This is a genomic window from Sinorhizobium sp. FG01 (genome assembly GCF_002531875.1).
Lineage (GTDB): Bacteria > Pseudomonadota > Alphaproteobacteria > Rhizobiales > Rhizobiaceae > Sinorhizobium > Sinorhizobium fredii_C.
This window is the reverse complement of sequence record NZ_NWTB01000014.1, coordinates 1-21,226: the sequence shown is the minus strand read 5'-3', so window position 1 is coordinate 21,226 and position 21,226 is coordinate 1. Positions and strand designations below refer to the sequence as shown.

At 58.7% G+C, this 21,226-nt stretch carries 17 protein-coding genes; 1 reads left to right on the top strand and 16 read right to left on the bottom strand.

Features of this window, described 5'->3' with window-relative positions:
• Positions 1-6: 6 nt before the first annotated feature.
• The 10 genes from CO656_RS22200 to CO656_RS22155 form a co-directional block, all read right to left on the bottom strand.
• Positions 7-2,523 (bottom strand): HAMP domain-containing methyl-accepting chemotaxis protein, encoded by a 2,517-nt coding sequence (locus tag CO656_RS22200; protein WP_088395853.1) that lies wholly within the window; start codon positions 2,521-2,523, stop codon positions 7-9.
• Positions 2,524-2,706: 183 nt separating this feature from the next.
• The gene (locus tag CO656_RS22195) at positions 2,707-3,468 is read right to left on the bottom strand and encodes an SDR family oxidoreductase (RefSeq protein ID WP_013984709.1); all 762 of its coding nucleotides are present in this window, start codon (positions 3,466-3,468) and stop codon (positions 2,707-2,709) included.
• 271 nt (positions 3,469-3,739) lie between these two features.
• Positions 3,740-3,925, bottom strand: coding sequence for a hypothetical protein (locus CO656_RS22190; RefSeq protein ID WP_013984708.1), 186 nt, complete (start codon positions 3,923-3,925; stop codon positions 3,740-3,742).
• A 95-nt stretch (positions 3,926-4,020) separates the two neighbouring features.
• The gene (locus tag CO656_RS22185) at positions 4,021-5,283 is read right to left on the bottom strand and encodes an NAD(P)/FAD-dependent oxidoreductase (protein ID WP_013984707.1); all 1,263 of its coding nucleotides are present in this window, start codon (positions 5,281-5,283) and stop codon (positions 4,021-4,023) included.
• 77 nt (positions 5,284-5,360) lie between these two features.
• Positions 5,361-5,672: a putative quinol monooxygenase gene (locus tag CO656_RS22180; protein ID WP_013984706.1), complete on the bottom strand. Its 312-nt coding sequence runs from the start codon at positions 5,670-5,672 to the stop codon at positions 5,361-5,363.
• Positions 5,632-6,783: an NAD(P)-dependent alcohol dehydrogenase gene (locus tag CO656_RS22175; RefSeq protein WP_013984705.1), complete on the bottom strand. Its 1,152-nt coding sequence runs from the start codon at positions 6,781-6,783 to the stop codon at positions 5,632-5,634. Before CO656_RS22175 ends, CO656_RS22180 begins: the two co-directional genes overlap by 41 nt.
• A 62-nt stretch (positions 6,784-6,845) precedes the next feature.
• Positions 6,846-7,844, bottom strand: coding sequence for an ABC transporter permease (locus CO656_RS22170; protein ID WP_013984704.1), 999 nt, complete (start codon positions 7,842-7,844; stop codon positions 6,846-6,848).
• A gap of 5 nt (positions 7,845-7,849) precedes the next feature.
• Complete coding sequence (locus CO656_RS22165) at positions 7,850-8,716, bottom strand: ABC transporter permease (RefSeq protein WP_234819557.1); 867 nt, start codon at positions 8,714-8,716, stop codon at positions 7,850-7,852.
• An 84-nt stretch (positions 8,717-8,800) separates the two neighbouring features.
• Entirely contained in the window at positions 8,801-10,327 is a 1,527-nt protein-coding gene (locus CO656_RS22160; RefSeq protein ID WP_028753489.1) for a sugar ABC transporter ATP-binding protein, read from the bottom strand.
• A 56-nt stretch (positions 10,328-10,383) separates the two neighbouring features.
• Entirely contained in the window at positions 10,384-11,472 is a 1,089-nt protein-coding gene (locus CO656_RS22155; RefSeq protein ID WP_004129668.1) for an ABC transporter substrate-binding protein, read from the bottom strand.
• A gap of 662 nt (positions 11,473-12,134) precedes the next feature.
• On the opposite strand from CO656_RS22155, the gene CO656_RS22150 reads away from it, so the two are divergent.
• On the top strand, positions 12,135-13,241 hold the full coding sequence (locus CO656_RS22150) for an NAD(P)-dependent alcohol dehydrogenase (protein WP_097527161.1): 1,107 nt from the start codon (positions 12,135-12,137) through the stop codon (positions 13,239-13,241).
• 766 nt (positions 13,242-14,007) lie between these two features.
• On the opposite strand, the gene CO656_RS22140 is transcribed toward CO656_RS22150, so the two are convergent.
• The 6 genes from CO656_RS22140 to CO656_RS22115 all read right to left on the bottom strand — a co-directional run.
• Positions 14,008-15,495 carry an NAD-dependent succinate-semialdehyde dehydrogenase gene (locus tag CO656_RS22140; RefSeq protein ID WP_004129672.1) on the bottom strand — a complete coding sequence of 496 codons (1,488 nt, stop codon included), beginning with the start codon at positions 15,493-15,495 and terminating at the stop codon, positions 14,008-14,010.
• A gap of 23 nt (positions 15,496-15,518) precedes the next feature.
• Complete coding sequence (locus CO656_RS22135) at positions 15,519-16,538, bottom strand: ABC transporter permease (RefSeq protein ID WP_004129685.1); 1,020 nt, start codon at positions 16,536-16,538, stop codon at positions 15,519-15,521.
• Positions 16,539-16,550: 12 nt separating this feature from the next.
• Entirely contained in the window at positions 16,551-17,525 is a 975-nt protein-coding gene (locus CO656_RS22130) for an ABC transporter permease (RefSeq protein WP_004129689.1), read from the bottom strand.
• Positions 17,522-19,075, bottom strand: coding sequence for a sugar ABC transporter ATP-binding protein (locus CO656_RS22125; protein ID WP_097527160.1), 1,554 nt, complete (start codon positions 19,073-19,075; stop codon positions 17,522-17,524). Before CO656_RS22125 ends, CO656_RS22130 begins: the two co-directional genes overlap by 4 nt.
• 90 nt (positions 19,076-19,165) lie before the next feature.
• Entirely contained in the window at positions 19,166-20,308 is a 1,143-nt protein-coding gene (locus tag CO656_RS22120) for an ABC transporter substrate-binding protein (RefSeq protein ID WP_234819554.1), read from the bottom strand.
• A 49-nt stretch (positions 20,309-20,357) separates the two neighbouring features.
• On the bottom strand, positions 20,358-21,226 hold an 869-nt coding region (locus CO656_RS22115), incomplete at its 5' end, for an alpha/beta hydrolase (RefSeq protein WP_103452578.1).

Sequence of the window (21,226 nt, the reverse complement as noted above, 5' to 3'; positions counted from 1 at the left end):
GCTGCCTTATGCAGCGAGACTTACCCGATGAGCCGGCCTATCATCTGTCAACTTGAACCCAGCAAGCCGTTCGCTGAGTTCGATAGTCTGATCAGAAAGCGTCTTCGTTGCAGCGTTTGTCTGCTCAGCCATGGCTGCATTCTGTTGCGTCCCCTGATCAAGAACATTGACGTTGTTATTGATCTCAGCCAGCGAACTCGCTTGTTCGCGGCTGGAACTCACAATCTGGTCGATGCGATCAGAAATCTGCACGATTGATGCCGCTATACTGTGCAGAGCCTCCCCGGTCCTGCCGACGTAATCCGAACCGACGGCCACCTCTGACGAAGATTCTGAAATCAACTGCCGGATCTCGAGCGCTGCGGCTGACGATCTTTGGGCAAGCTCGCGTACTTCTTGTGCAACGACCGCGAAGCCTTTTCCAGCATCGCCGGCACGAGCTGCTTCAACGCCGGCATTCAGCGCAAGCAAGTTCGTCTGGAATGCAATCGTATCGATCAATCCTATGATCTGACCGATCTTGTAGGATGCATCCTGAATTCGTGCCATGGCGCTTATAGCATCAGTTACAATGATGGCCGCGCCCTCTGCATGTTCCTTGACTGCAGAAACAAACGCTTGTGTCTCGCAGGCATTCTCCGAGGAGTTCCTCACCGTCGCAGTCACCTGCTCAACGGCTGCTGCGGTTTCTTCGAGAGAAGCAGCTTGTCGTTCAGTCCGTCGTGACAAATCATCAGAGGCTTTGAAAAGTTCGTCGGTTCCCCATTTGATTTGTTGGGTGTTTTCGTCGATATGGGACACGGTTTCCCTGAGGACGCACAGTGAGTGGTTGAAGTCACGCCGCAGTTGCTCGAGATTGGGATGGAAGTGGCGGTCGATGGTCTGCGAGATGTCTCCTCGCGCCAATCTAGAGAGTGCCTCCCCGAGTGTTTGTACAGCGCTGGACACTTCTTTCTCAAGCTGAGCACGTTCAAACTCACGATCCGTTCGCTCCTGATCAGCCGTTTTACGGTCGTCTTGCGCGCGGGCTTCAACCTCGAGCTTCGAGACCGCATTTCCGCGAAAAACTTCAAGCGCGCGAGCCATATCGCCAATTTCGTCTTTCCGCTGGCAGCCAACGATGTCTGATTGAAGATCACCGGTCGCTAGCCCCTGCATGCGCCTTGCGATCCGTTCGATTGGAGCGCGCAATGTCACCATCAGGCCGGCTCCGGCCAAGAGGGCGACCAAAACACCGGAGACGGTAGCAGCTGCGGACAATAGTCGGGCGAAATCACTTTCCCGGTGAGCGTCATGTTCCTGAGTCGACGCGAACGACACGAGATTTTTCCATATCGACTGGACGGTTTTATCCGCCTCTGCGTATTGCGCCTGCCGCCCTTCCGCGATCTTGACCAACTTCTCGGTATTCTGTTCGATGGCATCCCCCTGTAAGTAGAGGACCTCCTCCATTTTGGGGAAGTCTGGCAATGAACCGGCTACGCCTCCAACCGCTACGGTGTCACGAGTCAGTTTCGTAAGCTGCTCAATGAGTCGCTCCTGGTTTTCAGTGCTGGCCGCCCGCAACAGGTTGTTTATCTCAATTTCTATCGAATCGGCATCCTGGCCTACCGATGCCACTGCCGCAATGAGCGTCTCCGATTCCGCCAATGGCTTATCCAAGGCTCGAACTGCGTGGGTTCCCTCGATCATATGCTGTATGGCGTCATCTCGCAGTCGCGGGGCAAACGCACTAAGGTCGATCCCTAGGCTGTGAAGGAAAGCGCTATCCAGCCCGGAATTGGCGACGACGCTGGAGATTGCCTGTTCCAAGTTTGCGACTGCTTGTCCACCATCGCCCGTTGCAACGACGCGCTTGACGGTTTTCATCGCCTTTTTGATCATGAGCGCCTGTTGCTGTGCCTCGGGGGTTTGCATCGCGCTGGCCGGCAGATTCACCAAATTTTCCGACAACCGCTGCATAATTGCCGCCGTGTCGATTGAGCGGGTAGCCTCTCTGAGCATCGTTTTGCCAGAGTTTTCCTGGTTGCGGACCTGCGCACGGACTTTAACCGCGGCCAGCTTCAGGTCGGCCGCGACCTGCTTGATCTCGGTCAAGCTTGCGGCAACGTCACGACGAATGGACAGCTCATCGTTGTGCAGGGACCACATGCGGTCCATGCTGTCAGAAATCGCGGACATCGCGGACTCACTGCTTTCAAGAGCACGAGTGTCACTACCAACGTCAGTGGCGACTTCCTGAAGCGACAGCATCGTGGCGCCCTGCCCCCTTAGACTTGCCAGGGCCTCATCACGGTTCTCCGTAGAACTCTGCGCCAAAAACCGGTTCATGCTCTCAGAGACGTCCCGAAATCCGCTCAAAGTCTCGAGAACTTCGCTCGATAGCCGAAGGCGAGATTGCAGCAATCCGGTCGCCTGTAGGCTCACGACACCGACGGCCGCCAGGATCATGACCAGCGGCACCAGTACTAATAAGACTTTCGCTCTGATGCTGAAAGCGGATAGCAAGCGATCGACGAACATAAAACCTCCAGATGACTAAAGCGGGCACTGCCACCCATTTCTGGAGTTTTAGTTATTCGACCTAAACGAAGAGGAAGAAAGTTCGACTGCGGAAATGCAAAGTGCTTTACATCTTGTTAGGATTTCCACGTCGAATTGACGCTCAAACTATCAACCTTAACGACAGGTTAATGTCTTCTCGAATTATCGTCGGAAAGGACTATCGTCAGGTTTCAGGTCGATGTGCAGGACGTTCCCCGTGAGCTTTCCAGACAGTTCTGGATTTGCGAGGAATTGGACAGCTTGAACAAGTGTCCTAAGCGTCTCACTTTGAACGTAAGATGTAGAACGCGCATTTCTGGTATGAACAGCGTTTATCCGAAGCCCCGAGTCGAAATACTTCTTCGCCATCGCACTCGTCGTAGTTCGTAAGGCCGCTTGGAGCACAGCTTCGCGGTCGGCCTCTAGCAGCGACTTCTCGTCGAACCAGGCGATATTCACAACAGCGAGTTCCTCTCCCTGGAGGCGGGAGCCGAAAGCACTTGTCACCCTTATCAGGTTGGAGACGGCATCAAGCCCAAGATCCGTAGCGGAAAGCGGTTCGGCGCATTCACGGCGACGGAAGGCTATGTTCACCAGAATATCGACCCGGCTCCAGCGTAGGTAGACCTGATCGACCATTGAATTGACATACACGTCCCTATTCAAATTGACCTTAACCGGAAACAAATTCGTCCCCGAGACTGCGGTTAATGAACTGAAGTCTGAAGGGTCGAGGTCACCTACGGCGACACGGTAGCCAGTTTCGAGGAAAGACTGCGCAAGACAGAAACCGACCGGGTTTGACGCGCCCACCAACACGCATACTTTGCCTGCATGAGAGCCGGCATCGGTTTGTCCTCCTTCGATAAACCCTTCCGTCGGCGGTGTCCGGCAAGCGTTGTGAGTCTTAGATCCTGGTTTCACGCGGAAAACGGTCCATGTGTGAAACCGTGAGATCTAGCAACTCGTTCGTATCTCAACAGGGAGACCACCACACACTTATCTCCAAATTACGTTGTCTCCCGCCTCTCCGACCCCAAGCCAAGAGGACATGGAAGATGATCGACGGACAATCCATCGATCCGGTTTCACGAGGTCTTTGGCGCGCGCCGGTTTGGTCTCGCCGTGCCACAGTTGGACCTTCCATGGAACAGCCCATGGATGTCTCTGGGGAACGGCATCTTTCCGGAAAGTCCTACGCTTTCACACGCGGCTCTCTGACGCGTATGGCATTCGTTTGGCCCTCAACGCTTGCACGCGCAGCATCGTCGAGCGCGTCAACGTCTATTGCAGACTGGCCTTCAGATAGGCACTCGCCATTCTCGCGTTCCACGGTCGAGGTCGGTGGAATGATAATGCTGTCTTTCAAAAACTCGCTCATGTTTCGTTCCTTCAATAGCTGCAGGTGACAAGGTCGTTCCGCGCAATGCCCACGAAAGCGTGGCGTGCTTCCGCCACGTCACTGATAAATCCCTGCTAGACCTCGTCCTTCAGCGTCTCCTTCTGGGTAATAAGGCGGGCAGAGTGGTGTCCGGAGGTAAATGCCCAAAGCCAGCTCAGCGCGACCGCCATGCGGCTCCGTGTTCCGATCAAAAAGTAGATGTGGGCAAAGCCCCAGATCCACCAGGCGATGGAGCCCTTGAGCCGAAGCCTGCCGAAATCGATCACCGCGGAGCTTGGCCCTATGGTGGCAAGATTACCAAGATGCCTGTACTTGAAGGGAGGCGGCGCTGAGCGCTGCTTAAGGCGGGCCTTGATCACCTGGGCGACGTATTTTCCCTGCTGCTTTGCGGCAGGAGCGATACCAGGAACCGGCATTCCCTCGCCGGTCTTAACGCTCGCGGTATCGCCGACAACGAAGATCTCCGGGTGTTCTGAGATCGTGAGGTCGGGCTGCACGATAGCCCGCCCTGCTCGATCTGTCTCCGCCCCGACCCATACGGCGGCCTTGGATGCCTGCACGCCCGCCGCCCATATGACCGTACGGCTCGGGACGAACTCGTCCCCGATCGATATACCTTCCTCGGTGCAGTCGGTTACCGGCCGTCCCGTGCGAACCTCGACGCCCATCGACGCAAGGGATCGCTCGGCGTATTGCGATAACGCCTCGTGGAAAACAGGCAGAACACGCGGTCCTGCCTCTACAAGAAGAATACGCGCCAAAGTCGTATCGATGTTTCTGAATTCCTCGACAAGCGTCCTTTGAGCCAGTTCGGCGATGATCCCGGCCATCTCGACGCCTGTCGGTCCGGCGCCGATTATCGAGAAGGTCAGCATTGCGGCCCGCGCTTGGGGATCGGTTTCCAGCTCCGCCTTTTCGAACGCCAGGAGAAGACGACGGCGGATGGTGGTGGCGTCTTCCAACGCCTTCAGTCCGGGCGCGAAAGGCTCCCATTCATCCCGGCCGAAATACGCGTGACGGGCCCCTGTTGCGAGAACAAGGGTATCGTAGGGAATGGCATGACCGCCCTTGAGCGAGACAAGCCGCTTCTCGACATCGACGCCCACGACCTCGCCAAGAAGCGTTGTGACATCTTTCCTTCCACGGAAGACCGCGCGAATGGGCCAGGCAATCTCGGAGGTTGCCAGGACGGTCGTTGCGACCTGATAGAGCAGCGGCTGGAACAGGTGATGATTGCGTCTGTCGACGATCGTGATCGAAAGGTTTGGACATTTGAGATCCTTGGCCAATTGGAGGCCGGCGAAACCGCCTCCCACGATGACAACTCGATGCTCCATTTAGTCCTCCCGCGAGCCTTTGGAAAAAAACCCGCCTCGGATCGAAGCGCGTCCTTCGGTGTTGCACGATCGCAAGCTCAGTCGCTGATGCGACTGCTCACAATGATGGAAGGGGGGCTTACCAGCAACGGAAGCAGCGGTTCGAGAACACGCTTGACGTTCGCAGATTCTCCGTGACGCGCGGCTGCCTCCTCGTTTGCCCAACCATCGAGAATGAAGAACGTATTCGGCTCGTCGGAGCGCTGGTAGAGATTGTAGTAAAGGCAGCCCTCTTCCTCGCGGGCAGGGCCGACAAACTCCTGGAGCAGTGTGTTGACACGGTCCCGGTTACGCGTCGATGTTTTAAACTCAACGATGAGATGCTGTTCGTCGGACTTGCTCGATGGCATGTGGGAAGCTCCTATTGAAGACGATGACGGGCTTGATCACGCGGCCAGCTTCAGCATCGGCGATGGCCTCGTTGATTTTCTCGAACGGGTACTTTGTGATCAGCTTCTGGAACGGAAACAGGCCGGCCTGGTTTAGTTCGACCAGTTGGGGGATGAAGAGCTGCGGGATCTGATCCCCGAGGATGGCACCCTGAATTTTCCGGTTGAAGACCATGAGGTCCAGCGGGATTGGAATATCCTTACCGAGCGCGTCGAGCCCGAGGAGGACGACATGACCCCCTGCCCGCGTGCATTTGATCGTGTTCAGGATGACGGGAACGATACCCACGGCGTCGATCGCAAAATCGGCACCGCCGCCCGTCAAGGCGTGGATCTGCTCCACGACGTCTGGGTCCCTGCCGTTGATAGCGTGGGTCGCGCCCAACGTCTCAGCCATGGCCAAACGCTGCTCGTTCAGGTCGATGATGATGATCTTGCTGCACCGCCGGACCTTGGCGGCCATCACCGCAGCCATGCCGACCGCTCCCGCGCCGAACACGGCAATGGTTTGACCGATCTCCGGCTTCATGGCGTTGATGACGGTACCTGCTCCCGTTGCCATGCCGCAACCGAGCGGGGCCGCATTCGTCAGGTCGAAATCCTTGGGAAGCTGCGCGGCGTTGTTTTCAGTCGCCAGGATGTGGGTCGCGAAGGATGACTGGCCGACAAAGTTGCTGCCGATGCCGACTTCATCACACAGCAAGGCCTTCTTGCCGTTCGGACGAAGCCCCGTCAGATTGTACTGGGTGTAGTTCTGGCAGTTCATCGGGTGAGAGCGCCGGCAATCGCCGCAGAAGCCACATGAACTCTGGCTGAGCGCAACGTGGTCGCCCACCCTTAAACCTTGGACGTCCGCCCCGATGGCCTCGACGATACCAACACCTTCATGTCCTGGTATGACCGGGGCGGGAGGTCCAAATATCCCATCACGGAGCAACAGGTCGGTATGGCAGATCCCCGTGGCGACCGTCCGCACGAGAATTTCATTGCCTTCTGGATCCGCCAGCTCAAGTTCACGAAACTCAAGCGGAGCTTTCGGTTTTGCGGCCACGGCCGCCGTTATCTTCACCATTCTTATCTCCTGCATTCTCCCGCGTTGACACCGGGAATGACCTGTTTGGCAGATCCTTGCGGCTAGACGCGACCGACGCGTGCTCCGTAAATGATCGCAGCAAGCGCGATGATCCCGCCCTGGACGATCAGCTTGCCGGGCTCCTGGATGCCGAACACCGTCAACATCGCGAAGAGGAAACTGAAGGCGACGACCGCCACGAAAGGCCCCGCGACGCCACCGCGGTCGACGCCGAACGTCACCCCACCGAGGATCGTCGCGGCGAGAGCGTTCATGAAGGTGTCGAAGCCGGGCTTGATCGTGCCAACGGCCAGAGCCGACACCTGAACCAGGGCGGCGATGCCTGTCAGCGTGCCCGCAAGTGTATGGGAGACAAAAATCGTGCGGGCCAGAGGTATGCCTGTTATCTCCGCCGCCCTCGGATTGTCGCCGACAGCGCGGAAGTAGCGCCCGAGGATCAAGAAGCGGAACGCTAATGCGACGAGAACGGAAATCCCGATCCAGACGATCACGGAGTAAGACAGGCCGTAGATGTTCCCGCTCGTCAGGACGCGAAGCCAGCTTGGTGTCGAACCCGGTGCACGGCCCGAACTCATGAATTGGATGATCCCGATGAGGATCGCCGATACGCTCAGCGTCGCGATGACCGCGGAGGCGCGGACATAGGCCACGAGGGCGCCGTTGATCAGACCGACGGCAAGGCCGATGACGATCGGCATCAGGACCGTGACGAAGGGCGGGTAACTGTTGAGGAGCCCGGAGCTGGCGAGATAGATCGAAAAAGCAAACACGCCACTGACCGAGAGATCAATAGAACGCACCCGCATGACAAGAGATTGCGCCAGCACCGCGATCCCAAGCGGCGCTGACTGTTTCAGGATCACGAACCAATAGTTTGGATTGATCAGCGTCGCGCTTACAGCGGGGGCCACAGCGATCAGGATTGCGAGCACGTAATATGCCGGGGGCAAACCGAGCACCCAGGAAAGTATGCGCCTGGCGGTGAGAGTGCGCGATGGCGTCTCAATTTTCGCATCCGTTGTGGTCATCGAGAGGTCCATCTCTTTCAAAGTCCGATCGTTTTGCGACGCTGTGAGACGACGAGTGCTAGCAGCAGAAGGCCCTTCACGACCGACTGGAGGAATGCCGAGACGTTAGCGAGGTTCATCACGTTGTTGACGATGCCGAGGATAGCCGCGCCGGCTACAGTGCCGAGGATGCTGCCGATACCGCCAGCCAGGTGAACACCCCCGAGCGCTGCTGCGGTAACGGATTCAATTCCGAATGTGGCGCCCCCCTTGGGATCGCCCGAGGCAAGGCGACCTGCGAGGAACATCCCGGCAGCGCAAGCAAATAGCGCCGACAGGATGTAGGCCTTGATGACTGTGCGCTCGACCGGGACGCCATTCATGCGGGCATTGAAGTCGTTACCACCCGAAGCGAACAGGTAAAGGCCAAACGGTCTGCGATAAAGCAACCAGGCAGCAACGAACGTGGCGACGATCAGCCAGAGCAGCGAGTTTGGCACGGGCCCAACGGAACCCGCGACTGACGCCGAAAGCCATTCGGGCACCTTCCCGCCGGGGATAGGAAGAATGATAAGCGCCAATCCCTGGCCGATACCCATGGTTGCCAGGGTCATGATGATCGGATGGACGTTGAGCCTGGCTACGCCGTAGCCATTCGACAATCCGAATGCGATCGCAACCGCAATGCAAAGCATGACACGGACAACCTCGGGCATGTCGAGTGTCATGATCGTAGTCGTCACGCTGATGATCGAACCAACGGAAACGTCTAGGCCGCCCGTCAGGATCACAAAGGTCTGGCCTAGCGCAGAAATGACAAGAACAGTGGATTGGGCCAGCAGGTTCGACAGATTCTCCGGCGCCAGAAATTGTGGAAGCAGGATAACCGAGGCGACCACCAGCACGAATAGCGTCCCGATCGACAGCCGGATCGCACCCGCCCTATAGGGTGCCTTCAGGAACTTTGCGACGGTATTCATGTATCCTCCTCAATGAACAGCGGCGCGCGGATCGTGCGCGAAGTTCGAACCTAGTGCGGTTCCCAGGATGGTTTCCTCTGTGGCATCGAGCGCGGGCATCTGCCCGACGATCTTTTTGTCGTGAACGACCAGGATGTTGTCACACAGCCCGATCAGTTCGGCGTGCTCGCGCGACGAGACGATCACTGCACCGCCACGATCGGCAAAATCGCGAAGCAGCTTGTAGATTTCCGCTTTCGCGCCGACATCGACGCCCCGTGTCGGCTCCTCGATGACAAGGATATCGACCCCCGAAAGCAGCCAGCGGCACAGAAGCACCTTTTGCTGGTTTCCACCCGAAAGTTTGCCGACGGGCGAGGCGGGGTCGGCAGCCGCAACACGGAGCGACTTTATGACATCGTGAACCCTGGAGATGGAACGCCATGCAACGCTCGCCATGTTCCGGTTCAACTGCTTGCCAAGTGCGATGTTGTCGTAGATCGGAAGCCGAAGAAACAGGCCTTCCTGCTTGCGGTCTTCAGGAATGAAACCAATGCCCGCTGAGATGGCACTCGAAAAGCCTGAGGATACGTTCACATCGATCATGCTGTCGTCGCGGCGACGCTGGACGCTCGCAGCTGCGGCGGGTTCGACCCCGACGACCGCACGCATGATTTCACGCTGCCCCTGGCCCTCCAGCCCGGCGAGCCCGATGATCTCGCCCGTGCGTACGGAAAAACCGACTGGCGGGCCATGGTCATTGAGACGAAGCCCTGCCACGACGAGCATCGGCGATCCAATGGCCTGTGCCCTCGGCGGAAAGAAACTCTGAAGTTCGCGTCCAACCATGGTTGCCACGAGCGTTTGGAGATTAAAGTCTTCTGCCCTGGCTGTCTTTACCCAAGCCCCGTCCTTCATGACGGTGATGGTGTCGCACAGTTCGAACACCTCGTTCATCCGATGCGAGATGTAGACGACAGCCTTGTTTTGCGCCTTCAGATCGCGGATGACCTTGAAGAGATGAGCGACGTCCGTTGAGTTTAGTGCCGCGGTCGGTTCATCGAAAATGAAGACATCGGCATTGGATGTCAGGCCTTTGGCGATTTCCACTGCCTGCTGCTGGGCAACCGTCAGCGTTTCCACAATCGCCGTCGCGTCCAGTTGAGGGAAAACGTCGGCAAGCAGCTTGCGGGATCGCTCGACGACCTCGGCGGTGTCTATCGACCCATCGGCACGCCGCGGTTCGTGTCCAAGAAACATGTTTTCGGCGACCGTGAGATTGGGGATCAGGGTGAACTCCTGAAACACTGTCGACACCCCGGCGAGACGCGCTTCCTTGGGGGACCGGAAGGTCACCTCTTCTCCTCGCAGACGGATGCGTCCAGCGGTCTGTTGATAGACGCCGGCCAGAATTCGCATCAGCGTGGATTTTCCCGCCCCGTTCTCGCCCATCAACGCGTGGACGGAGCCGCGTTCAAGCGAAAATTGAACATTCGACAGGACTTTGGTCGCACCAAAGGACTTGTTGATGCTGACCATCTCGACAAGCATACTCATGAACACTTCCATCTGCGAGGGTGAAGAGGGCGCGCTTTGTCCGCGCCCTCCATGCGTCAGGCCTTGAAGTACTCGAGGAGCTTCTCATTCGGCATTTCTGTCGGGGCCCAGTAAGCGTCCGTGAGATCGGAGCGGTAAAACTGTGCAAGATTTTCGTCGACGATCGGCTTGGGCCGGTTGGTCCAGTTGCGCTGGATCGGCTTGCCTTCGAGAAGCGCGAAGGACGCCCGCAGGGCTGCCGTCGAAAGGGCCGGAGGGCAAATGGGCCCAATCGAAGAGAGCTTTTCATCATTCCAACGACGCATCCATCCGTTCAGGGCTTCTCCCGTGATCGGTGGAATGGTGGAAGCCCCGGCTTCCTGCAGCGCGTCCAGGACCCCGAGCGACATATTTGCGCCGTCAGTCCAGACCCCGGCGACATCGGGATCAGAGAGATAGAGGCTTTCGGCGATCTTCTTTGAGTCCTCGTAGGACCAGCTGCCGTGCTGGGTTGAGGTGATTTGGAGACCGGACTTGCTGAAGACTTCCATCGCCCCGGCGTAACGATCAGCATCGATCGGATGCCCGGCGACGCCGCGCAGCACCCACACTTTTCCCTTGTTGCCTAGTTTGTCGACCAGGAACTGAGCCATCACCCGACCGAAATAGAAGTCGTCGCCTTGGACCTGCACCGTGAAATCCTCGGTGTCGACGCGACCGAGATAGACGACCGTCGGAATGCCGGCGGCCTTTGCCTTCCTGATGCCTTCCACGGCCGAGCCTGTTGTAAGCGGCGCAATGATGATTGCATCGACTTTTTGTGCGATCAGATCTTCGATGTCGGCGACCTGTTTTGAGGCGTTGAGGTCGGCGCTTCGGAATTGATAGTCGGCGACACGGGCCTTGTTCCTGCTAATCTCGTATTCGGCTTCGAACGCGGTCTGATAGGTGTGCGTTGAACCGGCCAGGCCATAGTGGCTGTGACCGATCTTCCAGGGACCTGCCTTGGCGAACTTACCAGCTTCGACGACGGGGTTTTCCCCTTCGGACGGCCAAGTGTCGGGCAGCAGGGCGATCGTATCGTCTGCCCGCAGGATGCCCGGTATTCCGAACGCGCCCGCTGCAATCAAGGCACTGCCCGTCTGCAGGAATGTACGTCTTTTCATCAGAAGTCTCCTCCTCTTGCCACCCAACGCGGCCATTTTGTCTGCGACCTGGAGCGCCGTTATCTTCCAGCCATCGCCGAATTCTCCCCAAACGGCAGATCGCATCATTATGAATAAGCAGACAATCTGTCAATAAACTATCTTGAATTTCGGCTTTTCGACGTGTCGTCTGTGTTATCACGCTGATTTAGTTATTCTTTTATTGCGGCTCGGTTCGATATAGCAATAAGACAAAGCAACCGTCCGTCACCTCACCCCAAGAGCACGCAACAGGAAACAGAGGAGACCGCGCCTCGCCGGCGAGGTTCATGAAAAGGAAGTTTGGCGCCATGATCGCTACCATTGCCCGGAAAACGAGGCTGCGAGGCAGGAAATATGGGCACCACCGTCAGCCGGAGCGTTCGATGAACGTCACGTCAGACTCAGTCAATCTGTCAGGTGAATTCCAGTTTTCAGACAGCCCTCAATTCGGACCAAGATCTAGTCGGCCGCATTGCCCTGAGGAAGCAATTGATATTACATTGCTTTGTTTCTTTATGTGTCGTGTAGCGCGCTGGCATGGCCCCAGCGAGCATTTCGTTCCCTAAAGATAATTGACTGATTGTCTGCTAACTCCTACAAGTGTCACCCACCGGCCGAGCGCACACTGAAGGAGTCATTTTATGAAAGAAGCATACGCTGCAATTTCGCGCGAAAAGGCAAAGCCTCTTGTTCTGGAGTGCATCGGGATCGATCAACCTCGCCCCGACGAAATCCTCGTCCGGATCGTGGCGAGCGGTGTCTGCCACACCGACATGGTTGTTCGCGACCAAGGATATGACGTACCGCAGCCCGTGGTTCTCGGCCATGAAGGCTCCGGCGTCGTGGAAGTGGTCGGGGCCGATGTAAAAGGGCTTTCGCCCGGTGACCACGTGGCTCTAAGCTACGCATATTGCGGGAAATGCGAGAAGTGCCGGGGGGGCACGCCTTATTATTGTGCAGACTTTTTCGGCAGAAATTTCCGTGGCACCCGGCCGGATGGCAGTTGCCCGCTACATGATTCACACGGTACCCAGATCAGCGGGTGCTTCTTCGAGCAGTCTTCTTTCGCCACCTACGCCATCGCCAGCGAGCGCAATGCGGTCAAGGTTTCCAAAGATGTTCCGCTCGAACTCATGGGACCGCTGGGCTGCGGGCTGCAAACGGGCGCCGGAGCGGTTCTCAACTGCCTCAAGCCCCAACCGGGATCTTCCATTGCAGTGTTCGGCGCGGGTGCGGTCGGCATGGCAGCCGTAATGGCGGCGAAGATCGCCGGATGCTCGACCATCATCGTGATCGACCTTAACGATGAACGTCTCGAACTGGCGATTGAACTGGGTGCAACCCACATCATAAACGCCCGAAATGGGGATAGCGTCAAGGCAATCAGGGAAATCATTCCCGAAGGCGCAGACTTCAGTCTCGAATGCACGAGCTCGCCGAAGGTGTTTCGCCAAGCGGTCGATTGCCTCGGCACCCCAGGAACCTGTGGACTGGTCGGATCGTCCGCACTCGGAACGGAAGGGATCGTCGATATCGGCAACTTTCTGTTCGGCCGTACGCTCGTCGGTGTGGTCGAAGGCCAGAGCATTCCCTCCAAATTCATACCCGAGCTCATCGAATACTGGCAGCAGGGACGGTTCCCGTTCGACAAGCTCGTCCAGTTCTACGATCTCAACCAGATCAACGAGGCAATGGCCGATTCCGAGAGCGGCAAGGTCATCAAGCCGATCCTGCGCATGAAGCACTAAGCTCTCGTCACGAACATTGTCCAGAAGTCAGCCTCCCAAGGCAACGTCCGGCGGGGCCGTGGTCGTCACGGTCTCGCCCGGACACTCTGGAACGCAGGTGTGAGGCGCAACACCGTTTCATCATTGCAACGCGACCAAGTCGCGGTAACGAGAGTGAGCTCTTCCAGGTCAAAATATTAGTCTGCGACGGCGCAGTTTCTCGGCGATCTGTGACCGCCGCATCAGGGCCTTGCGGCAGTTGACGGCCGCAAGCCATTGCAGAATCTGCAAATGTGAAGTGAGGTTCAACTGATGCTGCCCTTTAGTCATAAGAGCACTGGGGCGGGCAGGCACGAGCGTCCCGACACGTGCGCCTTGCGTCAACGTGCCACCAGGAAAATGCCAGACAACCGGTGATGATCTTGCCAGCGAGCGGCCGGTGGCGCGCTGTCCTCGTCCCGTCGAAAAATACCTACGAAACTATCGAGATGGGTCATCAGACGTTGCGTCAACGCGAGCCTTAAGCAGACAGACCCAGCACAAAGGTGAGTCTAGCGCCTGCCTCTCTCCGCACGTTCCGACGTTCCATTGCCGTTCTGCCCTCGACGTTCGCCTGGGCAGCGTGATCGGCCGGGTCCTGCTCGCGGTCGACCGCCTCTTTTTGAAGGCTGTCGGCGCGGTCTTGACCAAGAGTTTCCCCGCCTACTGCAGAATGTGTCATCGGGCCTCCGTGACCAGCTAAAACATTGCGGGTGGCGAGCCTTAAGACGCGCCACCAACCGTTGGACTACGACTGTATGCCGCCCATGCAGACGTATTTCATCGAAAGGAAGTCATCCATGCCGTATTTTGAGCCCTCGCGGCCGAACCCCGACTGCTTGACGCCGCCGAACGGTGCCACCTCCGTCGAGATCAGGCCGGTGTTGACGCCGACCATCCCGTACTCCAGGGCCTCCGTAACCTTCCAGACATTTCGAAGGTCGTTGGCGTAGAAGTAGGCAGCGAGACCGAACTCGGTGTCGTTGGCCAGTTCAATGACCTCGTCTGTCGTTTCGAACCTGAAGACCGGGGCGAGCGGCGCAAAGGTCTCCTCTCGTGCGACCTTCATTTCCTTTGTGGCTTCCGAGAGAAGCGTCGGCTGGACGAAGGTGCCACCACGCTCGTCCCTTGCACCGCCGACAACGACCTTCGCACCCTTACCGACAGCGTCATCGATGTGGCTGTAGAGCTTCGCTACTGCATCCTCGTTGATCAGCGGACCGATGGTGGCTCCATCCTCGAACCCGTCAAGGACCTTGAGCGCAGAAACCCGCGCCGCCAGTTTTTCTATGAAGCGGTCGTAAACCCCGCTCTGGACGTAGAGACGGTTGGCGCAAACGCAGGTCTGGCCGGCATTGCGGAACTTGGACAGCATCGCTCCTTCCACGGCCTCGTCGAGGTCGGCATCGTCGAAGACGATGAAGGGAGCGTTGCCGCCGAGTTCGAGGCTGAGCTTCATGATCTTTTGTGCGCCCTGCGCCATCAGGATGCGCCCGACCTCGGTAGACCCTGTGAAGGTCAGCTTCTTGACGACGGGGTTCGAGCAGACTTCTTCACCGAACATCCGGGCGTTGTCTGTCGGCAGGACGCTGAACAGGCCGCCGGGTATTCCCGCACGCTCAGCGAGGATGGCAAGAGCAAGGGCCGACAATGGGGTTTCGGCGGCCGGCTTGAAGATGATGGCGCAGCCGGATGCCAGCGCCGGGGCGATCTTGCGGCAGACCATGGCGGAAGGAAAGTTCCAAGGCGCGATGGCCGCCACCACGCCGACGGGCTGTTTGATGACTACTAGGCGCTTGTCGGCCTGATGCCCCGGAATGGTGTCCCCGTAAACACGCTTGGCTTCTTCCCCGAACCATTCAATGTAGGAAGCGCCGTAGGCGATCTCGCCGCGTGCCTCGGCCAGAGGCTTGCCCATCTCGGACGTCAGGATGATCGCGAGGTCCTCGGTGTTGGCCGTGACGAGGTCGAAGAACTTCCGCATGACGCCGGCACGTTCCTTGCCCGATCGTGCGGCCCACTTTTTCTGGGCGAGTTTGGCGACGTCGATGGCTTCGCGGACGTCCTGGAGTCCTGCGCTCGGGAGGCTCGCAATCACGTCCCCAGTCGAGGGATTGTGGACCTGGATCGTCTTGCCGCTCGCGCCCTCTTTTCGCCAGTCGCCTCCTACCAGCATTTCCTCGCGTACCAGGGAGGGGTCTTTCAGGCGATCCAGTAGAGCGGTGGAGATAGCCATTGATATTCCTTTCGATGCAACGTTCAAATCTGATTACGGATGTGTGGTGAGCGGGCGTAGATCGCGACCATGGGGACGATCAGCAGCCCTACGACGGCCTGTTGTGCCGGGAAACTGAGCCCCAGGCCGACGAGAAGCGAGGTCAGGACAGTAAGCACGAGGACGCCGAGGACCGTCGCTCCATACCCGCCGGCACCACCTAGAAGAGATGTTCCGCCGATAACGACCGCCGCCACGGTGGTGAACAGATAGGGATCACCGACCCCGACGAAACCGCCGCCGGAGAAACCGAGGAGCAGCATTCCGGTGAGTGCCGACATCGCCCCGCTGACGCTGTGGATCACTGTCCAGATCTTGAATTCCGAGATTCCGAGGCGGGCGGCGGCCGTGCGGCTCCCGCCAACAGCATAGAGGCTCCGGCCAAACCAGGTGTTGTGCATTATCCAGCCCAGGGCGACGGCGATGAAAGCCCATATGACGATAACCGGTGGAAACGGCAGACCGAAGAACTTGCCGTTGAACGCCGAAAGGTTGCGAAGCCATCCGGGGACGGGCGCAAAGACGGTACCGCCGAACTGCGATCCGAGCGAGGTGTAGATCTGGACCGCCCCGACGGCCGCGAAACCCAGGCCGAGCGACATGATCAGCGCCTGACCCTGCAGCCGGAAGCTGAGGGCGCCGTTGCAAGCCCCGACCAAAGTGCCAAGGACGAGCACGACGATCATGGCGACGGGCGCCGGAAGACCCGCCACCATGAGGCTTGGAAGCAGGATATTGGCGCCACCGATGATGTATGGGATGGAAAGATCCAGCGCTCCAACGAGCGCGCAGAGCGTCTGCCCGACAGACGCCAGCCCCAGGAAGGCGGCGAGCAGGAGGATCGATCGCGCGTTCTGCGGCGACACGAAGCCCGGCACGAGCAGCGCTCCAAGAATGAGCAGACATGCAAGGAGACAAAAGCCGATCGAAATACTCTTGTGCTTGCGCAAAGGGCTGGCGCCACGGGCCGCGCCGATTTCTGTGTTCAAGACAGTGGAGATCATTTCCTTACTCCCTCACGCGACAGTGCGGCGGCTGATGACGAAGACGTTCACGAGAAGTGATCCAACGAGGATCAGGCCAAAGGCCATTTGCGTAACGAAGCCCGAAACCGTACCGAAGTTGAAAGTGGACAGAAGATACGAGATGAGGAACATGTTGATCGCGCCGAGCGTCGAGCCGAGCGCACCGCCGCGCCCCCCGGAGAGACTGGCGCCACCAAGGACCAGCGCCGTGACTGCTTGCAGCGTGTAGGTGCTGCCCTGGGTCGGGTCGCCGGATGAGATCAGCGCGGTGTAGCTCAATGCGGCGAGCCCGGCAAAAACGCCGCCGACCATATGGGCGATGATGCGCACGACGTCGACCTGCACACCGCTGGTATAGGCCATCCGCTCGTCAGCGCCTGTCATCCGCAGGTTGCGGTAAAACATCGTGCCCCTCAGGACGCCCCAGATTGCGAAAGCGCCGAGCAGAAGCAACAGGACAGGCGAAAATACGCTCGTTCCCGCGCCCCAGCTTAGCATCCAGTCTGGAGCGACACCGCCGGGACGCGACATGACCATCAGGTTGACGCCCGACAGAACGAGGAAACCGGAGAGCGTGACGATGATGGGCGCGACGCGCACGTAGATGATCACGAGCGCTTGCACCAACTGGAACGCCGCTCCCAATCCCACCGCCCAGGCAATGATGGCGACAGGGTGCGTGATGCCGTTGCCGACCAGCCACGTAATGAGCGTGACGTTGATGAAGCCCATCAGCGGTCCGACGGAAAGGTCCACGGCTCCGCGGCCCGCCATGACGATCGGTGTTATCGCGAGCGCGGTGAGGATCAGCGGCGTTGCAACCAGAATGGCTCCGGCCAGACCATTGTTCGTGAACAGACCTTGGCCACGGAAGGCGACGGCGCAAAGGAGGACAAGGAAAAGCCCGGCCGGAACGTACAGCGAGCGGTCCTGCGTGACTTGACGGAAAGCGGTTGCAGACATCATGCGGTCCTTTCCAGATCGAAATCAACGCAAGCGTCCCGGGCTTTCCCGAACATAGCGGCGAGGATTGGTGCCTCGGCGATTTCCTCGCCGGTCAGGGATCGAAACAACGTTCCCCCAAAGAACACGTCGACGCGATCGGCAAACCCGATGAACTCCTCGATCTCAGTCGACAGGTAGATGACACTGCCGCCTTTTTCAGCAAACAGGCGGAGTTCGCGGTAGAGGTCGCGCTTGGTGCCGAGATCGACGCCGCGGGCGGGGTCATTCAGGAGGATGACTTGGGGATCGTTTGCGAAGGCGCGCCCGATGAGCACCTTCTGTTGGTTGCCACCCGACAGTGAGGTGATCCTGTTCGACGGGCTGCCGATCTTGATGCGCAGACGATCCACCTCGCGCTTGAACATCGGTTTCAGCGTGGGCTTGCGGATTACACCCAGGGGGCCGAGCTTCTTCCTGTAGACACCGATGGCGAGGTTTTCGAAGATGCTTTGTTGCGGGAAAATACCCTCGCGCTTGCGGTCCCCGGAGACGTAGGAAACACCGAGGTTTGCAGCATCGTCGAGCGATCGCAGCGGGACCATCTTGTCCGTATCCACCGAGCGGACCTTCACCTCGCCACCGAACGGCTGGATGATGCCGGCCAAGGCGCGGATAAAAGCGTCCTGCCCCTGCCCATCAAGCCCGGCTACGCCGACGATGCTCCCCTTGGGAAGGTCGAAATCGAACAGGCGCGCCGACCGGTGCGCGGCGAGACCTGTCGCAGTTAGTATTAGAGGGGCCGAGAGCGCCTTCATTCGGGAGGCGTATTCTGTCGCATCGCTGGCGCGCCGATCTGCCGGCGTCATCATGGACAGCAGGTTTTCCTCGGTAATCTCGTCCTTTCCGAGCGTACCGACAGTTATCCCATCACGCAGGATCGTCGCACGGTCGGCGATACGCACGAGTTCGGCGATCCGGTGGGTGACGATGAGGATCGTCGCGCCCTCGGCACGAAGGCGGTCGATTTCCGCATGGAGCCGGAGGGTCGAGTCGAGGTCGAGCGCGGCCGAAGATTCGTCGAGAATCAGCACCTGCGGCTTGCGAAGGATAGCCCGGGCGATGACGATCCACTGTTTGATGCTGAGTGGGAGGCTGCCTGCCAGCTGATCGAGGTCTACGGGTTTTCCGACGAGCCGCGCCACGATTTCAGCCGCTTCTGTCCGCCGATCGCCGGTCGACTGCGAACGAAAGACACCGTCACGACCGACATAGAGGTTCTCGAACACGCTGGCCTCGTCGGCAACCAGGACTTCCTGGAAGATGGTGGTCAGGCCGACCCGCTTGGCGTCGACGGGCGAGGCAACCTTTTCACCCAGGATCGTGACTTTGCCTGCGTCCGGATGCAAAACGCCCGACATGATCTTGGTCATCGTGCTCTTGCCGCTGCCGTTCTCGCCGACGATGGCGTGCACCTCTCCGGCGCGGGCCTCGAAGTCGCACTTCTTGAGTGCCCTCGTCTCCCCGAACGCCTTGGCGACATCTATCATTCTGACTGTTATCTCGCTGCCCATCGCAGACCTCCCACCCGCAACGTCCGCCAAGGCGGCTTTTACGATCATCCAAGGTCCCGCCCGGCGGTTAAGCCACCGGGCGGATCCGGCTTACTGGGCTACCGGCTTCCAGGGATCGGCAGGACGCTCGAAGTACTGGTCGGCAATCGCACTTGGGAACCATCCGTCCGCCTTCGGTTCGACGAAATCAGTCGAGTTCAAATCGCAATCCTCGGGGATCGCAGCGCGAACGTCATCGATTGTGAACGGCAGGACTGGGCGCAGGAAGGACTGCACCTTTGGCCCCTGCCCTTCGAGCGTGCGGAGCATGATCTCCCACATCTGCTGCATCTCGCGGCGCGGCGGCCAGATATGGAAGCCGGCATCAATCCATTCCGGATTCTTGCGCCAGTAACATGCCGCCGAAGCCTCGCCGCCCAGCGTAATCGGCACCATGTCGCGGCCCGACTGGAGCATGGCGTTCAACACGCCGTTCTCCTGCGCGCCCTGTGTCAGAATACCGTCAATCTGGATGGGGTTCGTCGCCAGAAATTTCTGCACCTCGACCTGTGCTACCTGGTCGGTCCACTTGCCAGCCACTTCGCCGACAATCTTGATGTCGGGATACTTTGCCAGCGCGTCTTTGGCGGCCTTGTCGAAGCTGTCGGATGAGGCGAAGCCAGGGATGCCCGACACGAGAAGCACGTTGCCTTTCTTGCCGATCTTGTCTGCGAGCCAGGTGGCCATCTGGCCCCCGCCCTGCGCGTGATTGGCAGCGCCGTTGATCGCGTAAGGCGACGTCACGTATCCTGAAAACGAGAAGACAGGAACGCCTGCCTTATAGGCGTACTCAATCGTCTGGTTGAGAGCGGTGACGTTCGAGCAGCAGATGATGATGGCATCAACACCATCATCAACCATCTGGCGCATCTGCTGGATCTGGACGGCGTCCTTGAGGTCGGACTGGGTGACCACGACTTCAGATACGAGCCCCGCTTTTTTGGAGCGCGGCAAGAGGTCATTCATGACGGCATCGAGGGCCGCTGCGCGCCACGTATTGCCGGCATAGCTACTGGCGTAGCCGATCTTCCAGGGCGGTCCCTTCTTCGGTTTGAAGTCCTTGTAGGCACTCGCTCCGAGCGGAACCTGCGGGTCGACGACCTCGTAGATTTTCTTCTCGTTGGCGGGGAGCTGGTCGACGCCGTCAGCCCAGGCCGTGGTCGTCAGGGCGCTGACCGCGATCAGCGCCCCCATGGTTCCGGTTAAACTCCGTCTCATTGGATGCTCCTCCCAAGAGATTGTTTCAGGCGACTTTCGCCCTGGTTGCGGATGCCTGCCGGATTTCCTCGAGGATCGGCAGCAGGTATTTTCTGAACTCGGTGTAGTCTTCGGTGACCGGGAAATGACCGAGCTTCTCCATCGTCCAGAACTTGCTGCCCTTGACGAGATCGGCGGCGATCTTGGTGTCGGCCGGGGAGGTATTCGGATCGTATTCGCCCGTCAGGAAGTACAGCATGCACTTCGACGTATCGATCTTGCTCGCCTCTTCGGGTGAGACATTGTGGTCGTAGTAGTAGTAATAGAGGTCACCTGCGAAGACGCCCGGACCGCCGCAGCTATATTCCCACTGGATTTCGCGGACATTGGCTTCTGGTGAGTAGGGCGAGATATTGAGCATCATGGCCGCGCCGATGGAGGTGCGGTTCACGTTTGGGTTGTCGAATTCTTTCCGAATGCCTGCCATGCCGACATCGACATATTCGGCAGCCGAGCGCAGTGCCCCTTCGACGGAGATGGTAGCGCGGAAGTTGTCGGGGTAATTCGACGCCAGATCGATAGCAAGATGTCCGCCCATCGAGCTACCCATATAAACGGGGCGGTCCAGACCAAGGGCTTTAGAGAGTTCCAGTTGGAAATCCATCATGAACTTCTTGGTCATGTTGTACTCTTTCTCCCACCAGCGAACGCCGTGTGGAGGAAGAGACTTCCCGTGATAGGGCAAGTCGAACGCGATGACGCGGAAGTTCTTGGTCACGTCTTCGTCGCAGAGCGTGTGGCGGTACTGGCGGCCGTCGGAGCCCGCCGTATGACCGACAAGCAAGGGAATGCCCTCTCCGGCTTCCTCGTAATAGACGCGATATTCGATGCCTTCGATCGTCAGGTAGACGTAAC

What these genes read in the sequence shown, in the direction of transcription:
- CO656_RS22200 (WP_088395853.1), bottom strand. Translation starts at nt 2,523, where the DNA reads ATGTTCGTCGATCGCTTGCTATCCGCTTTCAGCATCAGAGCGAAAGTC.
- CO656_RS22190 (WP_013984708.1), bottom strand. Translation starts at nt 3,925, where the DNA reads ATGAGCGAGTTTTTGAAAGACAGCATTATCATTCCACCGACCTCGACC.
- CO656_RS22185 (WP_013984707.1), bottom strand. Translation starts at nt 5,283, where the DNA reads ATGGAGCATCGAGTTGTCATCGTGGGAGGCGGTTTCGCCGGCCTCCAA.
- CO656_RS22180 (WP_013984706.1), bottom strand. Translation starts at nt 5,672, where the DNA reads ATGCCATCGAGCAAGTCCGACGAACAGCATCTCATCGTTGAGTTTAAA.
- CO656_RS22175 (WP_013984705.1), bottom strand. Translation starts at nt 6,783, where the DNA reads ATGGTGAAGATAACGGCGGCCGTGGCCGCAAAACCGAAAGCTCCGCTT.
- CO656_RS22170 (WP_013984704.1), bottom strand. Translation starts at nt 7,844, where the DNA reads ATGGACCTCTCGATGACCACAACGGATGCGAAAATTGAGACGCCATCG.
- CO656_RS22160 (WP_028753489.1), bottom strand. Translation starts at nt 10,327, where the DNA reads ATGAGTATGCTTGTCGAGATGGTCAGCATCAACAAGTCCTTTGGTGCG.
- CO656_RS22155 (WP_004129668.1), bottom strand. Translation starts at nt 11,472, where the DNA reads ATGAAAAGACGTACATTCCTGCAGACGGGCAGTGCCTTGATTGCAGCG.
- CO656_RS22150 (WP_097527161.1), top strand. Translation starts at nt 12,135, where the DNA reads ATGAAAGAAGCATACGCTGCAATTTCGCGCGAAAAGGCAAAGCCTCTT.
- CO656_RS22140 (WP_004129672.1), bottom strand. Translation starts at nt 15,495, where the DNA reads ATGGCTATCTCCACCGCTCTACTGGATCGCCTGAAAGACCCCTCCCTG.
- CO656_RS22135 (WP_004129685.1), bottom strand. Translation starts at nt 16,538, where the DNA reads ATGATCTCCACTGTCTTGAACACAGAAATCGGCGCGGCCCGTGGCGCC.
- CO656_RS22130 (WP_004129689.1), bottom strand. Translation starts at nt 17,525, where the DNA reads ATGATGTCTGCAACCGCTTTCCGTCAAGTCACGCAGGACCGCTCGCTG.
- CO656_RS22125 (WP_097527160.1), bottom strand. Translation starts at nt 19,075, where the DNA reads ATGGGCAGCGAGATAACAGTCAGAATGATAGATGTCGCCAAGGCGTTC.
- CO656_RS22120 (WP_234819554.1), bottom strand. Translation starts at nt 20,308, where the DNA reads ATGGGGGCGCTGATCGCGGTCAGCGCCCTGACGACCACGGCCTGGGCT.